Annotated in this window: 17 protein-coding genes; 2 read left to right on the top strand and 15 right to left on the bottom strand. The window is 60.1% G+C overall.

Going from position 1 to position 12,736, the window contains the following annotated elements; all coding sequences use genetic code 11:
* Positions 1 to 100 precede the first annotated feature (100 nt).
* Together DVA44_RS22140 and yjdP are read left to right on the top strand one after the other, a co-directional pair.
* Complete coding sequence (locus DVA44_RS22140; RefSeq protein ID WP_114388159.1) at positions 101 to 733, top strand: GNAT family N-acetyltransferase; 633 nt, start codon at positions 101 to 103, stop codon at positions 731 to 733.
* A gap of 69 nt (positions 734 to 802) precedes the next feature.
* Positions 803 to 1,126 carry a DDRRRQL repeat protein YjdP gene (yjdP, locus tag DVA44_RS22135; RefSeq protein WP_103177896.1) on the top strand — a complete coding sequence of 108 codons (324 nt, stop codon included), beginning with the start codon at positions 803 to 805 and terminating at the stop codon, positions 1,124 to 1,126.
* An 82-nt stretch (positions 1,127 to 1,208) separates the two neighbouring features.
* Here the strand turns inward: yjdP and phnP are convergent, their stop codons facing one another.
* The 15 genes from phnP to DVA44_RS22060 form a co-directional block, all read right to left on the bottom strand.
* A complete protein-coding gene (gene phnP, locus DVA44_RS22130) occupies positions 1,209 to 1,967 on the bottom strand; it encodes a phosphonate metabolism protein PhnP (protein ID WP_114388158.1) in 759 nt (252 codons plus the stop codon).
* 9 nt (positions 1,968 to 1,976) lie between these two features.
* Positions 1,977 to 2,411 carry an aminoalkylphosphonate N-acetyltransferase gene (phnO, locus tag DVA44_RS22125; protein WP_114316128.1) on the bottom strand — a complete coding sequence of 145 codons (435 nt, stop codon included), beginning with the start codon at positions 2,409 to 2,411 and terminating at the stop codon, positions 1,977 to 1,979.
* Positions 2,398 to 2,955 (bottom strand): ribose 1,5-bisphosphokinase, encoded by a 558-nt coding sequence (gene phnN / locus DVA44_RS22120; protein ID WP_114388156.1) that lies wholly within the window; start codon positions 2,953 to 2,955, stop codon positions 2,398 to 2,400. The genes phnO and phnN overlap by 14 nt, the downstream gene beginning before the upstream one ends.
* On the bottom strand, positions 2,952 to 4,088 hold the full coding sequence (gene phnM, locus DVA44_RS22115) for an alpha-D-ribose 1-methylphosphonate 5-triphosphate diphosphatase (protein WP_114388154.1): 1,137 nt from the start codon (positions 4,086 to 4,088) through the stop codon (positions 2,952 to 2,954). Before phnM ends, phnN begins: the two co-directional genes overlap by 4 nt.
* Positions 4,085 to 4,765, bottom strand: a complete 681-nt coding sequence (gene phnL, locus DVA44_RS22110; protein WP_103825435.1) for a phosphonate C-P lyase system protein PhnL — start codon at positions 4,763 to 4,765, stop codon at positions 4,085 to 4,087. Before phnL ends, phnM begins: the two co-directional genes overlap by 4 nt.
* Positions 4,766 to 4,873: 108 nt before the next feature.
* On the bottom strand, positions 4,874 to 5,629 hold the full coding sequence (gene phnK, locus DVA44_RS22105) for a phosphonate C-P lyase system protein PhnK (protein WP_114388152.1): 756 nt from the start codon (positions 5,627 to 5,629) through the stop codon (positions 4,874 to 4,876).
* On the bottom strand, positions 5,626 to 6,471 hold the full coding sequence (phnJ, locus tag DVA44_RS22100) for an alpha-D-ribose 1-methylphosphonate 5-phosphate C-P-lyase PhnJ (protein WP_103177903.1): 846 nt from the start codon (positions 6,469 to 6,471) through the stop codon (positions 5,626 to 5,628). Before phnJ ends, phnK begins: the two co-directional genes overlap by 4 nt.
* Positions 6,464 to 7,528 (bottom strand): carbon-phosphorus lyase complex subunit PhnI, encoded by a 1,065-nt coding sequence (locus tag DVA44_RS22095; protein ID WP_114388151.1) that lies wholly within the window; start codon positions 7,526 to 7,528, stop codon positions 6,464 to 6,466. Before DVA44_RS22095 ends, phnJ begins: the two co-directional genes overlap by 8 nt.
* The gene (gene phnH, locus DVA44_RS22090) at positions 7,528 to 8,112 is read right to left on the bottom strand and encodes a phosphonate C-P lyase system protein PhnH (protein ID WP_103825439.1); all 585 of its coding nucleotides are present in this window, start codon (positions 8,110 to 8,112) and stop codon (positions 7,528 to 7,530) included. Before phnH ends, DVA44_RS22095 begins: the two co-directional genes overlap by 1 nt.
* A complete protein-coding gene (phnG, locus tag DVA44_RS22085) occupies positions 8,109 to 8,561 on the bottom strand; it encodes a phosphonate C-P lyase system protein PhnG (RefSeq protein ID WP_114388150.1) in 453 nt (150 codons plus the stop codon). The genes phnH and phnG overlap by 4 nt, the downstream gene beginning before the upstream one ends.
* Positions 8,562 to 9,287: a phosphonate metabolism transcriptional regulator PhnF gene (phnF, locus tag DVA44_RS22080; protein WP_114388149.1), complete on the bottom strand. Its 726-nt coding sequence runs from the start codon at positions 9,285 to 9,287 to the stop codon at positions 8,562 to 8,564.
* 20 nt (positions 9,288 to 9,307) lie between these two features.
* Complete coding sequence (gene phnE, locus DVA44_RS22075) at positions 9,308 to 10,087, bottom strand: phosphonate ABC transporter, permease protein PhnE (protein WP_103825442.1); 780 nt, start codon at positions 10,085 to 10,087, stop codon at positions 9,308 to 9,310.
* Positions 10,088 to 10,137: 50 nt separating this feature from the next.
* The gene (gene phnD, locus DVA44_RS22070) at positions 10,138 to 11,154 is read right to left on the bottom strand and encodes a phosphonate ABC transporter substrate-binding protein (RefSeq protein ID WP_103825443.1); all 1,017 of its coding nucleotides are present in this window, start codon (positions 11,152 to 11,154) and stop codon (positions 10,138 to 10,140) included.
* 23 nt (positions 11,155 to 11,177) lie between these two features.
* Positions 11,178 to 11,966 carry a phosphonate ABC transporter ATP-binding protein gene (gene phnC, locus DVA44_RS22065; protein WP_114316119.1) on the bottom strand — a complete coding sequence of 263 codons (789 nt, stop codon included), beginning with the start codon at positions 11,964 to 11,966 and terminating at the stop codon, positions 11,178 to 11,180.
* A gap of 156 nt (positions 11,967 to 12,122) precedes the next feature.
* On the bottom strand, positions 12,123 to 12,458 hold the full coding sequence (locus tag DVA44_RS22060; protein WP_103825445.1) for a zinc ribbon domain-containing protein YjdM: 336 nt from the start codon (positions 12,456 to 12,458) through the stop codon (positions 12,123 to 12,125).
* Between the last annotated feature and the right edge of the window lie 278 nt (positions 12,459 to 12,736).

Below are 12,736 nucleotides of genomic sequence, written 5' to 3'. Positions count from 1 at the left end.
TCAATCGTAACCGCTGCATTAGTGATGTTAATCTGCGCAAAAATGAGCGGATTAGGATATAAAAGGACTTATGCCGGTACTGACGAGAGGGGACTCACATATGATCGTGATGCCTACAACCTATAGCCCGATGACAGTCGCGCGCGCCTTTACGCGGGTGGAAGAGATTGAACTCTCAGGGCGATTGCTGCATGTCATCTATGATCCCCAGACTCCTCGCGCGGCAATCATTGAAGCGGATATCGAAATCTTTGAAGGCATACCGCGACATCGGGTTGTGGCAGCGCTGGATTTACAGCGCAAACCTGCACTCGGTAAAGATATCGTTGCCGTTGAACGCTGCTGGGAAGATGCCCACATCCTTCAGGTTGAAGGCATCTGTGTTGATCCTGGCGAGCGGGATAAAGGGCTGGCAACCCGACTTTATGAGGCATTAATCCTCCAGTGCGGTATTACGCTAATAAGCGATTTTGATCAGTACGAAGGCGGTAAAATGCTTTGGCAAAAGATTGCCCGTGAATCGGATCAAATCGCTGTGTTCGTACTGGATACCGAGCAAGGCGCATTTTGGCCTTATGATGGCAGTAAAGTGATTTACGATGGCGGCTGTATTCCTGAGGAGCGTATCTGGAGTGTTTCGCCTGACCAAAAATGCCATCGCGTTGTTTTAGTGGCCGAGAACAGGCAACGTGCGAATCACCTTATGGAAGAAACTTCCCCTTACAGCATTTGAGATTCCTCCGCTACTCGCTCCACCCGCTGTTTATTACCGTAAAGCCAGCTCACCTGCGAGACTGGCTTTATGAAACACTACTCTACCGCCCTGTTATTGGGTTTGCTCTCTTTAACCAGCCATCTGGCTCACGCTGATATTGTTGACGACACCATCGGCAATATTCAGCAGGCGATTAACGACGCCTACAACCCTAACAGCGACCGCAGTAACGATGACGATGACCGTTACGATCGGCGTCGTAGCAGCGATAACCGACAGTATGAAGAGCGCCAGCGCCAGCTGGACGATCGCCGTCGTCGTCTGGATGAACGTCAGCGCCAGCTGGATGAGGATCGGCGTCGCTTAGAAGATGACGAGCGCAGGCTGGAAGAGGATTACGATCGGCGGTAATGCCAGTGTCCGGCGGCGCGTCGCTTGCACAGGCCTACGGTTTTGTAGGCCGGGTAAGGCGAAGCCGCCACCCGGCAATGCCTCAGTCCAGCGCCAGCACCATCCCGTCATACCCCGCCTCAAACCCCACAGGGAGCGGGTTGTCCATCATCCACACGTCAAACTCATGGCTGATATGGGTCAGGATCACCTGCGGGCAGCCAATTACCTGATTGAGCGCAATAACCGTATTTAAATCGCAGTGGTTGCGCGGGGGCTCGTCCTGCGGCGCATGGCTACAGTCGATCACGATCGCCTGCGGCTGGTTGTTGAGCAGAAACTTCACCGTTTTCTCCGGCAGTCCGGCGGTATCGGAGAGCCAGGCCACGCGGCTGTGGGCGCTCTCCAGCAGATAGCCAAAAGTCAGCTTCGAATGGTTGAGCGGCAGCGGCGTCACCCGCAGGCCCTGGAGTTCAAAGATCACAAACGGCTCGAGAGTATGGCTAAAGTCGAGAAGGCCGGGATGTTTAAAGAGATCGTCGCACCCGGCTTCATCTGGCGGGCCGTAGACCGGAATGGTCGCCCCCACCCCCCAGCGCAGCGGAAACAGCCCCTGGACATGATCCATATGGTAATGGGTGAGTAAAATCTGCTGAAAACTGCCCGCAGGCCAGTCGTCCATCAGATGCGGGATCCCGGCATCCAGCAGCGTCACTGCATCATTGAATTTGACCACCGCGCTACAGGGGCGACGGCGATAATCTTCCTGCAAACGCGCCCGACGGCAGGCCGGACAGTCGCAGCCAAAAGCGGGCACCAGCTGGGCGCCACCGGTTCCCGTTAACGTAATGGTCAGACTCATGACGCCTCCTTACAGAGGTTTGGTGAAGCGGAAGTGGCTCTGGGTATACCCTTCACGAAGATAAAAGCGGTGCGCATCGAGACGCTTTACGCTGGTGGAGAGCTCGGTCATCTCCGCCCCGGCGTGGCGGGCCTCTTCTTCCGCCCAGGCCAGCAGCTGGCTGCCGACCTTCAGACCGCGGGCCTGCGGCATCACCACCAGCTCCTGGATCTCGCCGATCCAGTTGGCGTGATGCAGGTGAAACTGCATGTGCAGGCCGATCATCCCGATGATATGTCCATCCTGTTCGGCCAGCTGGTAACGCATATTGTGATCCTGCAGATTGGCCGCGAACCCCGCATGGAACGCCGAACGGTCAAGCTCCGCCTGTTTTAACTCACAGATCAGGCCATAGACCGCGTCAACGTCCTCCGCGGTGGCGGGGCGCAACTCACACTCGGGCATGGTTTCTCTCCTTCTGGCTAATGAGTGAAAGGAAGTTGTCGACAGACTGGTGCAAACTGCCGTCATTGTTAAGGATCGGGCAATCGGACGGCGTGTAACGGGCGGCGCGCGCCAGCCGCTGGTCGATCTCTTTAGCGCTCTCCCGCCCACGCGCCTGCAGTCGGCTACGCAGGATCTCCGGCGACACCTGCAGGCAGATCGGCAGCAACGCCCCGGCATAGCGCGCCTGCGCCTGGGGCAGATGAGCGCGCGAGCCGTTTACCACCACGTCAAATCCGGCGTGCAGCCAGAGATCGATCTCCAGGCCCACCCCATAATAATAGCCGTTAGCGTGCCAGCTCAGGGCAAACAGGTGCTGCCCGGCGCGGGTAAAAAACTCCGGCTCGCTGAGGGCGATGTGGTTTTCGCTCCCGGCAGTAGCGGCGCGCGTGATGTAGCGGTGCGCCACCAGCAGTTGTGGATGGGGCTGCTCGCGCAACGCCGCCAGCAGGCTGTCTTTTCCGGAGCCGGAAGGCCCCATTAACCAGATCACTCTTCCCATCAGAACACCCTTTTTCCCTGACGCCAGACGTGGTCGATATGAATATGCTCGCCTTTACGGTGCGCCAGCACCAGGTCTGCCCGCTTGCCTTCGCCAATCACCCCGCGATCGTGCAGGTTGAGCGCCTGCGCCGGGTTGCGGGTCACCAGGCGGATCGCCTGCGGTAGGGTAAAACGATTCTCCTCGTCGTCCGCCACCCTGAACGCCGCATCCAGCAGGCTGGCCGGGTAGTAATCGGAGGAGAGGATATCCAGCAGGCCGAGCGAAGCGAGCTGGCTTGCCGCCACGTTGCCGGAGTGCGAGCCGCCGCGCACAATGTTGGGCGCACCCATCAGCACGTTCATTCCGTGCTGGCGGGAGGCCTCTGCGGCTTCGAACGTGGTAGGAAATTCGGCGATTACGCTGCCAAGCTGGCGGGATTCAAGCACGTGCTCCGCGGTGGCGTCATCATGGCTGGCGAGGGCGATATTGCGCGCCCGGCAGAGGGCAGCGATGGCCTGGCGGTTGGGCTGCGACCAGCGGGCAGCAAGCTGAAGCTGTTCCTCTTCGTAACGCGCCATCTGCGCGTCGTTGAGGGCATATTTGCCCTGATAATATTCGCGATACTTTTCGATGTTAGCGAACTGGCGCTGGCCCGGAGAGTGATCCATCAGCGACACCAGGGTCACCGGCTCGCGGCCCACCAGCTTCTCGAACAGCGGCAGGGTGGTGTGATGGGGTAGCTCGCAGCGCAGGTGCAGGCGGTGCTCGGCGCGGTTAAGGCCGCGCTTCTGCGTCTCCTCCACGGCGTTGATCATCTTCTCCAGATTCTCAAGACGATCTCCGCCGTCGCGCACGTCGCCAATCGCCACCGCATCCAGCACCGTGGTGATGCCGCTGGCGACCATCATCCCGTCGTGACTGCTCATGGCCGAATGGGCTGGCCAGTCGACTTTGGGTCGCGGGGTGAAGAACTTATCCATGTTGTCGGTGTGTAGCTCAATCAGCCCCGGCAGCAGCCAGCCGCCTTCACCGTCCATCGCTTCCGGCAGGCGGCTTTGGGTTTCGGCAAAGGCGCGAATGATGCCGTCCTGAATATCGATGGAGCCGTCAACGACCTCGTTTTCCAGCACCAGTTTTACGTTGTTCACGATCATGCGGTGATCCCCATCGGGTGCAGACGATCCGCCACGCGATCCCGCACCGCGTCGTCGTGGAAGATCCCGACGATCGCCGCGCCGCGCGCTTTGGCCTCTTCGATCAGTTCAATAACCGCTGCGCTGTTTTTGGCATCCAGCGAGGCGGTCGGTTCATCGAGCAGTAAAATCGGGTAGTCGACGATAAAGCCGCGAGCGATGTTGACCCGCTGCTGCTCGCCGCCGGAAAAGGTGGAGGGGGCGAGATGCCACAGACGTTCCGGCACGTTCAGGCGCGTCAGCAGGCTGGCGGCTTTGGCAGCGCAGGTGTCCCGCGGCACGCCCAGATCCAGCAGCGGCTGCATCACCACCTCCAGCGCCGGAACGCGCGGGATCACCCGTAAAAACTGGCTGACCCAGCCAATGGTGGTGCGCCTGACGTCCCGCACCTTACGCGCCGGGGCCTGCACCAGATCGACCCATTCGTCGCCGTGGCGCACATGGATATGGCCTTCATCCGGCAGGTAGTTGGCATACAGCGAGCGCAGCAGGGTCGATTTGCCGCTGCCGGAGTGGCCATGCAGCACCACGCATTCGCCGCTGTTCACTTTCAGAGAGGCATTCTGCAGCACCGGCAGGCGCACGCCGTTTTGCTGGTGGAGCACAAAGGTCTTACTTACGTTTTGTACGTGGATCATCTTGGCCTCGTGGCGTTTTCTTGCCGGGTGGCGCTTCGCTTACCCGGCCTACAAAGAGCGCGGTCCGTAGGCCGGGTCAGGCGAAGCCGCCACCCGGCAACAGCAACCTCAATTCTGCAATACCGATGACACCAGCAGCTGGGTGTACGGATGATGGGGATCGTCGAGCACCCGGTCGGTCAGCCCACTTTCCACCACTTCGCCGCTCTTCATCACCAGCAGACGGTCCGCTAGCAGGCGGGCGACGCCTAAATCATGGGTGACAATCACCACTGCCAGGTTCAGCTCCACCACCAGACCGCGGAGCAGATCCAGCAGGCGGGCCTGCACCGACACGTCCAGCCCACCGCTGGGTTCATCCATAAAGACCAGCTTCGGATGGGTAACCAGGTTGCGGGCGATCTGCAGGCGCTGCTGCATCCCGCCGGAGAAGGTGGTGGGCAGGTCGTCGATGCGCGACGCCGGGATCTCTACCTCCTCCAGCCACTGTTTCGCCGTCGCGCGGATGTCGCCGTAATGGCGCGCGCCGGTCGCCATCAGCCGTTCGCCGATATTGCCCCCCGCCGACACCTGGAGGCGCAGGCCGTCCATCGGATGCTGGTGCACCACGCCCCACTCGGTGCGCAGCAGGCGACGGCGCTCGGCCTCGCTCATGCCATACAGCGAGTGGCCGTCATAGAGAATGTCGCCGTTCTGCGGCGTCAGGCGCGCCGAGAGGGATTTCAGCAGGGTGGTTTTACCGGAGCCGGACTCGCCGACAATCCCTAGCACTTCCCCCGGCCACAGGTCAAACGACACGTCGCTGAAGCCTTTGCCCGGCGCATAAAGGTGGGTCAGGTTATTGACCGAAAGCAGCGGTTTCATTGGCTGTTGGCCTCGCTCTGTTGGCGGCAAAAATCGGTATCGGAGCAGACAAACATCCGTTTGCCGGTGTCATCCAGCACCACTTCGTCGAGATAGCTGTGCTTCGACCCACAGATGGCGCACGGCTCATCCCACTCCTGCACCGTAAATGGGTGATCGTCAAAGTCGAGGCTCTCAACCCGCGTGTAGGGCGGCACGGCGTAGATGCGTTTTTCGCGACCGGCACCAAAAAGTTGCAGGGCGGGCATCATGTCCATCTTCGGGTTGTCGAATTTCGGGATTGGCGACGGGTCCATCACGTAGCGCCCGTTAACCTTCACCGGGTAGGCGTAGGTGGTGGCGATGTGGCCGAAGCGGGCGATATCCTCGTACAGCTTCACCTGCATTACGCCGTACTCTTCCAGGGCGTGCATGGTGCGGGTTTCGGTTTCGCGCGGCTCGATAAAGCGCAGCGGTTCGGGGATCGGCACCTGGAAAATCAAAATCTGATCTTCAACGAGCGGGGTCTCCGGGATGCGGTGGCGGGTCTGGATCAGCGTGGCGTCTTCGGTGCGCTCGGTGGTGTTCACCCCCGTCACGCGCGTAAAGAACTGGCGGATCGAGACGGCGTTGGTGGTGTCGTCCGCCCCCTGGTCAATCACCTTCAGCACATCCGCTTCGCCAATCACGCTGGCGGTGATCTGAATGCCACCGGTGCCCCAGCCGTAGGGCATGGGCATTTCACGGCCACCGAACGGCACCTGATAGCCGGGGATGGCCACCGCTTTTAAAATGGCGCGGCGGATCATGCGTTTGGTTTGCTCATCCAGATAAGCAAAGTTGTAGCCGCTGAGGTTAGCCATTGTTGCGCTCCTGTTGCAGACGTTTAAGCAGCTCCAGTTCAGCCTGGAAATCGACGTAGTGCGGCAGCTTGAGGTGCGAGACAAAGCCTGCGGCCTCAACGTTATCCGCATGGGCCAGTACAAACTCCTCGTCCTGCGCCGGGCCTGTAATGTTCTCGTCGTAGTCGGGGGCCTGAAGGGCGCGGTCAACCAGCGCCATCGCCATCGCCTTGCGCTCGCCCATGCCAAACACCAGACCATAGCCGCGGGTGAAGTGCGGTGCGTCGTTATCCGGAGTGACGAAGCCGTTTACCATTTCGCACTCGGTCATCAGCAATTCACCGACGTTCACCGCAAATCCCAGCTCTTCCGGCACAATATCGATGTCGATATAGCCGCTGCGGATCTCCCCGGCGAAGGGGTGGTTACGGCCATAGCCACGCTGGGTGGAGTAGGCCAGCGCCAGCAGATAGCCCTCGTCGCCGCGCATCAGCTGCTGCAGGCGCGATGAGCGTGAACAGGGGTAAACCGGCGGCGTGCGGGTGATGTCGTCTGGCTCATCGCCGCAATCCTCTTCCGCTTTCGCCAGCCCCTGGTTGGCCAGCAGGCTAAAGACGTGCGGCGCGGCATTCTGCTCGGTGTGTGAGGGGGTAAGGCGAGGGGCTTCGCCGTTTGCCAGCAGGGTGAAATCGAGCAGGCGGTGAGTGTAGTCGTAGGTCGGGCCAAGCAGCTGGCCGCCGGGAATGTCTTTATAGACCGCCGAAATGCGGCGCTCCAGGCGCATCTCTGCGGTGTTGATGGGCTCGCTCACCGCCAGCTTTGCCAGCGTAGTGCGGTAAGCGCGCAGCAGGAAGATGGCCTCGACGTTATCGCCGCTGGCCTGCTTCAGCGCCAGGGCCGCCAGCTCGCGATCGGCGATGCCGCCTTCAGTCATCACCCGGTCAACGGCCAGGTTCAACTGCTGTTCAATCTGGGCGACGCTCAGCTCGGGGATCTGCTCATCGCCCCGGCGTCTGTGCTCCTGCAACGCGTGGGCGGCGGCGATCGCCTTCTCCCCCCCTTTGACGGCAACGTACATCAGCACACCTCCACGTGGGTGGTTCGCGGGATCGCCAGCAGGCGCTCGCCGCAGGTCAGCAGCAGGTCGATGCCCAGCGGAAACGGGTGCGGGCGCTCGGTCAGCTCGTGAATGATGCACTCAGGTAACTGCGGGGCGACCATCCGCTCCTCGGCGATGCCGGCCCCGGTCAGGCGCAGCATGCGTCCGCCGCTCAGGCTGGAGACCTGCAAAATCAGGGTGGCGCTGGTCTCCGGCGCCACAGCGCTGCCCTCGCTCAGGGCGTTGAGCTGCTCGTGGCCGATCTGCTCGTCGGCGACGGCGAACACCGCCTGCTGCGGCTGCTCCACCAGCGGGGCGCTGGTATGAAAACGCAGGTTGCTGCTGACGATATCGTTGCTGACGGAGCCCGACAGCCAGACCGGGGTGTCGTTATCGGCCAGGGTCAGCAGCACGCTGGTGGTGGCGAGGTTCAGCGGCTGCCAGCCATGCTTAAGCTGATGCAGCGAGACGATGACGCCCGGCTCGCTCATCGCTTTCAGCAGACGACGAAAACTGTGCTGGGCATCCTGCACGGCAAGAGTAAAAGCGGGTTGAAGGGTCATGCGTTGTCTCCGCGAACGAGCGTAAAGAAGTCGACCCGGCTGGTGTTCACTTCGGCCTGACGGGCGGCAAGGCGTGCGGCGCGGTCGGCATCCAGCGGGGCAATAACGGTTTCCATCAGGGCCTGAAAATGGGAAGCTTCCTGCAGCAGGGCATCCACAACGGCGCACTGCTCGGCGTGGGGTTTGTTACGCCCGAGCAGGTAGCTGTAGCCGAGGGTGCCGCTTGCAAGACGCACCACGGCGCGGGTCAGGGTGGCATCGCCGGCAAAGTAGCGGGCCCCGGTGCCGCCCATCCGCGCCTGGATCTGCACCAGTCCGGTTTCCGGGGCGCGGATCAGTTCATAAGCGGGCGTCAGGCTCAGCGCCGACATCCGCGCGGCAAGCGCCGCAGGCTGGCTATGGGCGAGCACGGCCATCCAGTGCTGGCGGGTGGAGGTATCGAAATGCATTCAGTGCTCCATGGTGAATTCGATCATGTCGGCGCGGGTCAGGCTGACGGAGTACTCCGTCGCATTCACCTCGTCGTCACGGTGGTTAAGGGTGCGTACGCAGAGCAGGGGCGCCATGTTGGGGATCTCCAGCACCTTGCTCTCTTTGGCCTGCGCGCGGCGGGCGCTGATGCGCGTCTGGGTACGTTTGAGCGCAATGCCCGTGGCATCCTGCAGAAAGTCATGCAGCGAGCCGCTGGTGAAATGTTGCAGCACCGGCCAGAGGGCCAGGTCCGCGAAGTAGTGGTCGATCTGGCAGAGGGGGATACCGTTAACCCGGCGCAGGGTGCGCAGGTGGATGACGTTGTCTCCCTCCTGGATCCCCAGCGCATCCGCCACGTGACTGGAGGCCGGACGCAGCACCGAGAGCAGCTTTTCGCTGGTGGGGTGGCTGCCCTGATCCAGCAGGTTCTGGCTGAAACGCGCCTGGGCGTTGAGCGGGTAGTCGAACGGGCGCATCAGCACCAGCACGCCGACGCCCTGGCGGCGCTGTACCCAACCGCGCTCCACCAGCTGGTCAATGGCCCGCCGCAGGGTGTGACGGTTGACTTCATAGCGATCGGCAAGCTGCTGTTCCGCAGGCAGATAATCCCCGCAGCGGTAGTGCGTGCGCAGCTCCACTTCGAGCTTTGCCGCAATCTCTTGCCAGCGGGTGGGGTAACTGGTCGGATGTCTGGATAAGTGCATACAAATCAAAGCCTCGCTTCTCAGATGAAGTGCTTACGCAAACGTTGAGAGAGGAAGTCCAGCAGGCTGACGGTGATGATGATGAGCACCATCAGGGCGCAGGTTTGCTGGAACTGGAAACCGCGAATCGCTTCCCACAGGGTGACGCCAATCCCGCCTGCGCCCACCATGCCGACAACGGTGGCGGAGCGGACGTTGGACTCAAAGCGGTAGAGGGAGTAGGAGATGAGCAGCGGCATCACCTGGGGCAGCACGCCGTAAAGAATTTCTTCAATTTTGTTGGCACCGGTGGCGCGAATGCCTTCGACCGGGCCGGGCTCAATGGCTTCCACCGCTTCCGAAAGCAGCTTGGAGAGCACGCCGGTGGTGTGAATAAAAAGCGCCAGCACCCCGGCGAAGGGACCGAGACCGACGGCGACAACGAACAGCATCGCAAAGACCATTTCGTTGATGGCGCGGCAGGCGTCCATCAGGCGGCGCACCGGCTGGTAAATCCACCACGGTACAATGTTGTCGGCGCTCATCAGGCCAAACGGAATGGAGAGCACCACGGCCAGGGCGGTGCCCCAGACGGCAATTTGCAGCGTGACGGCCATCTCGCTGAGGTAGTCCTGCCACTGGCTGAAGTCCGGCGGGAAGAAGTCGGCGGCGAAGGTCGCCATGTTGCCGGAGTCCTGGATCAGCGTCAGCGGGGCCATTTCCGCCCCTTTCCAGGAGACGACGAGCACTGCCAGCAGTACGGCCCAGCTGATCAGCGAGAACCAGCTGCGCTTTGGCGGTGGGAGAGTGATGGTTTGCATGTGTGCTCCTTAATCTGTTCTCCCTCTCCCTCAAGGGAGAGGGAACGTAATCACTGCACCGCTTTGGTCACGCTGGTCATCGCGCCCAGCGCGGCGGTCAGGCGGTCGAGATCGTCCAGCTGCGCCTGAATTTCAGACAGCTTGCTGTTCTTCTCTTCCTCTTTCAGCGTCTTGTTGTCTTTCACGCCCTGGATCTGTTTGAACAGCGCCAGCTGGCGAATCGGCACCAGCTGCAGGTCGCTGGAGGCGCGGAACGGCGCCCAGCCCAGGCGTTCCAGCACGTTTTTCTCTTCCGCGGTTTTGCCGTAGTTCATAAAGAAGTCGTATACCTTCTCCTTGGTGCTTTCGGAGAGATTTTTACGCCACACAATCGGGTCGCCCGGGATCAGTGGGGATTTCCAGATCACCTTCAGTTCTTTCAGCTTGTCCGGCGCGGAGGTCTTCAGCTTGTCGAGGTTTTCGGTGTTGTTGGTGGCAACATCCACCTGCTTGTTGGCGACGGCCAGGGCGTTGGTTTCATGCCCGGCGTTGACCGTGCGTTTGAATTCGCTGGTGGAAACATTGTTTTTGGCAAAGACGTAATAGCCCGGCACCAGAAAGCCCGACGTGGAGTTGGGATCGCCGTTACCAAAGGTGAGCTCTTTACGTTTGGCGAGCATGTCGTTGAGGTTGTTGATCGGGCTGTCTTTGTTGACGATCAGCACGCTCCAGTAACCCGGGGAGCCGTCGGCGGCCACGGTTTGCGCAAAGACCTGACCGTTGGCACGATCCACCGCTTCCATCGCCGAGAGGTTGCCGTACCAGGCGATGTCTACTTTATTGAAGCGCATCCCCTGGATGATGCCCGCGTAGTCCGGGGCGAAGAAGGCGTTCACTTTGATCCCCAGCTTGCTTTCCATGTCCTTCAGGAAGGGTTCCCACTGTGGCTTCAGGTTCTGCTGTGATTCCGTCGAAATAATGCCGAAATTCAGCGCCTTTTCCTGCTCCTCTGCAAACGCCGGGCTGAACAGGGTGCTGATGCTGAACATGCTGGTAAAGGCCAGCGCGGCAACCGTCTTATAGCTCATTTCCATTCCTCATTGTGGGGACGTTAAGCAGCCTGCGCGCTCTCTTCGACGCGGTTAATGCTGCGGTAGAGATGATCAAAACGTTCGTTATCAAACTGGTGGCTGGCGCCATCGAAGAAGACGTGCCCCTGACGCAGGGCGACGATGCGCTCGCAGTAGCGCAGGGCGTAATCCACCTGGTGCAGCGTGACCACCACGGTGATGCCGTCCTTGCGGTTAATGTCGCGCAGGGTTTCCATGACGATGCGGGCCGACTCCGGGTCCAGCGAGGCGATCGGCTCATCGGCGAGAATGATTTTCGCTTTCTGCATCAGCGCCCGGGCAATCGCCACGCGCTGCTGCTGTCCACCGGACAGGGTGGAGACGCGCTGGTGGGCGAAATGGGCCATGCCGACGCGGGTGAGCGCCTGCAGAGCTTCTTGCTTCTGGGACGGGGAGAACCAGCGCAGACAGGTGCGCCAGAATGGGGTGCTACCGAGCGCGCCAATCAGCACGTTCTCCAGCACCGTCAGGCGGTTCACCAGGTTGAACTGCTGGAAGATGTAGCCGGTCTGGGCGCGGCTTTTGCGGATATCACTCGCCAGACGGCCCGCGCGCTGCACGGTATTGCCCAGCAGCTCAACGTGGCTTTCTGAGGTTTTGTCGCAGGTGATGAGGCCGCTTAAGTGGCGCAGAAGAGTGGATTTACCTGAACCGGATGGTCCCAGCAGCGCTACCATTTCGCCCTGCTGGACGGTCAGATCAACGGCATGCAGAGCCTTATTGTGATGAAAGGTTTTGCTCAGTTTCTCGACGCGGATGACAGTGTGCATGGGTAAGGCCTCAATTCAAATGTGGCCTCATGCTGGCGGATCAATGTGACATTTAGGTTAAGTGTTGGTTGCGGGAGTTTGAAGAGTTGAGGTGAAAGCGATGACAGTGACTGCAGGCCCGGCGGCGCTTCGCTTGCCGGGCCTATAAAAGACAAATCAGTTCTTCTTAACGAACTCGGATTTGAGCTTCATCGGGCCGAAGCCGTCAATTTTGCAGTCGATGTTGTGGTCGCCCTCGACCAGACGGATGCCCTTCACTTTGGTGCCGATCTTCAGCATTGAAGAGCTGCCTTTGACCTTCAGGTCTTTAATGACGGTGACGTTATCGCCATCCGCCAGCAGGTTGCCGTTGGCATCTTTAACGATCAGCTCATCGCTCTCGGCTACGGGTTCTGCGTTGTTCCATTCGTGAGCGCATTCCGGGCAGATGAACATACCGTTATCTTCATAGGTATATTCAGAGTTGCATTTCGGGCAGTGTGGCAGTGACATGGTGTTCTCCTCAAAATAGTGCGAACCGGCGGCAATGAGGCCCGCCAAAAATCGACAGGTTGTCGAAAAAGGCGGCAAGTATAGCGCATGTCCTTACTTTTGTCGGTGATATTATTTTTCGCTTTTGGCTAAAAAAAGCGTTTCTGATGACAGAGTCTGTCAGTGACTCAGGTAATGATAAGTACCCGGCGCGAGAATGAAATGCTTGCGAATGAAAGCAATAATATTTTATTGCGGCAAATTGATACGCCGTGTCATTTCGGATAAGGTTAAGGTGC

This window comes from Leclercia sp. W17, from assembly GCF_003336325.1.
In the GTDB taxonomy this organism is placed as follows: Bacteria; Pseudomonadota; Gammaproteobacteria; order Enterobacterales; family Enterobacteriaceae; genus Enterobacter.
Note: the sequence above shows the minus strand (reverse complement) of the source record. Positions and strands in the feature narration are given on the sequence as shown.

Excerpts from the sequence above, each read along its gene's own strand:
- phnM (WP_114388154.1), bottom strand. The coding sequence starts at position 4,088 with ATGATCGTGAACAACGTAAAACTGGTGCTGGAAAACGAGGTCGTTGAC.
- DVA44_RS22060 (WP_103825445.1), bottom strand. The coding sequence starts at position 12,458 with ATGTCACTGCCACACTGCCCGAAATGCAACTCTGAATATACCTATGAA.
- DVA44_RS22140 (WP_114388159.1), top strand. The coding sequence starts at position 101 with ATGATCGTGATGCCTACAACCTATAGCCCGATGACAGTCGCGCGCGCC.
- phnP (WP_114388158.1), bottom strand. The coding sequence starts at position 1,967 with ATGAGTCTGACCATTACGTTAACGGGAACCGGTGGCGCCCAGCTGGTG.
- phnJ (WP_103177903.1), bottom strand. The coding sequence starts at position 6,471 with ATGGCTAACCTCAGCGGCTACAACTTTGCTTATCTGGATGAGCAAACC.
- phnF (WP_114388149.1), bottom strand. The coding sequence starts at position 9,287 with ATGCACTTATCCAGACATCCGACCAGTTACCCCACCCGCTGGCAAGAG.
- phnH (WP_103825439.1), bottom strand. The coding sequence starts at position 8,112 with ATGACCCTTCAACCCGCTTTTACTCTTGCCGTGCAGGATGCCCAGCAC.
- phnL (WP_103825435.1), bottom strand. The coding sequence starts at position 4,765 with ATGATCCACGTACAAAACGTAAGTAAGACCTTTGTGCTCCACCAGCAA.
- phnD (WP_103825443.1), bottom strand. The coding sequence starts at position 11,154 with ATGAGCTATAAGACGGTTGCCGCGCTGGCCTTTACCAGCATGTTCAGC.
- phnO (WP_114316128.1), bottom strand. The coding sequence starts at position 2,411 with ATGCCCGAGTGTGAGTTGCGCCCCGCCACCGCGGAGGACGTTGACGCG.
- yjdP (WP_103177896.1), top strand. The coding sequence starts at position 803 with ATGAAACACTACTCTACCGCCCTGTTATTGGGTTTGCTCTCTTTAACC.
- phnC (WP_114316119.1), bottom strand. The coding sequence starts at position 11,966 with ATGCACACTGTCATCCGCGTCGAGAAACTGAGCAAAACCTTTCATCAC.
- phnG (WP_114388150.1), bottom strand. The coding sequence starts at position 8,561 with ATGCATTTCGATACCTCCACCCGCCAGCACTGGATGGCCGTGCTCGCC.
- phnK (WP_114388152.1), bottom strand. The coding sequence starts at position 5,629 with ATGAAACCGCTGCTTTCGGTCAATAACCTGACCCACCTTTATGCGCCG.
- phnE (WP_103825442.1), bottom strand. The coding sequence starts at position 10,087 with ATGCAAACCATCACTCTCCCACCGCCAAAGCGCAGCTGGTTCTCGCTG.
- DVA44_RS22095 (WP_114388151.1), bottom strand. The coding sequence starts at position 7,528 with ATGTACGTTGCCGTCAAAGGGGGGGAGAAGGCGATCGCCGCCGCCCAC.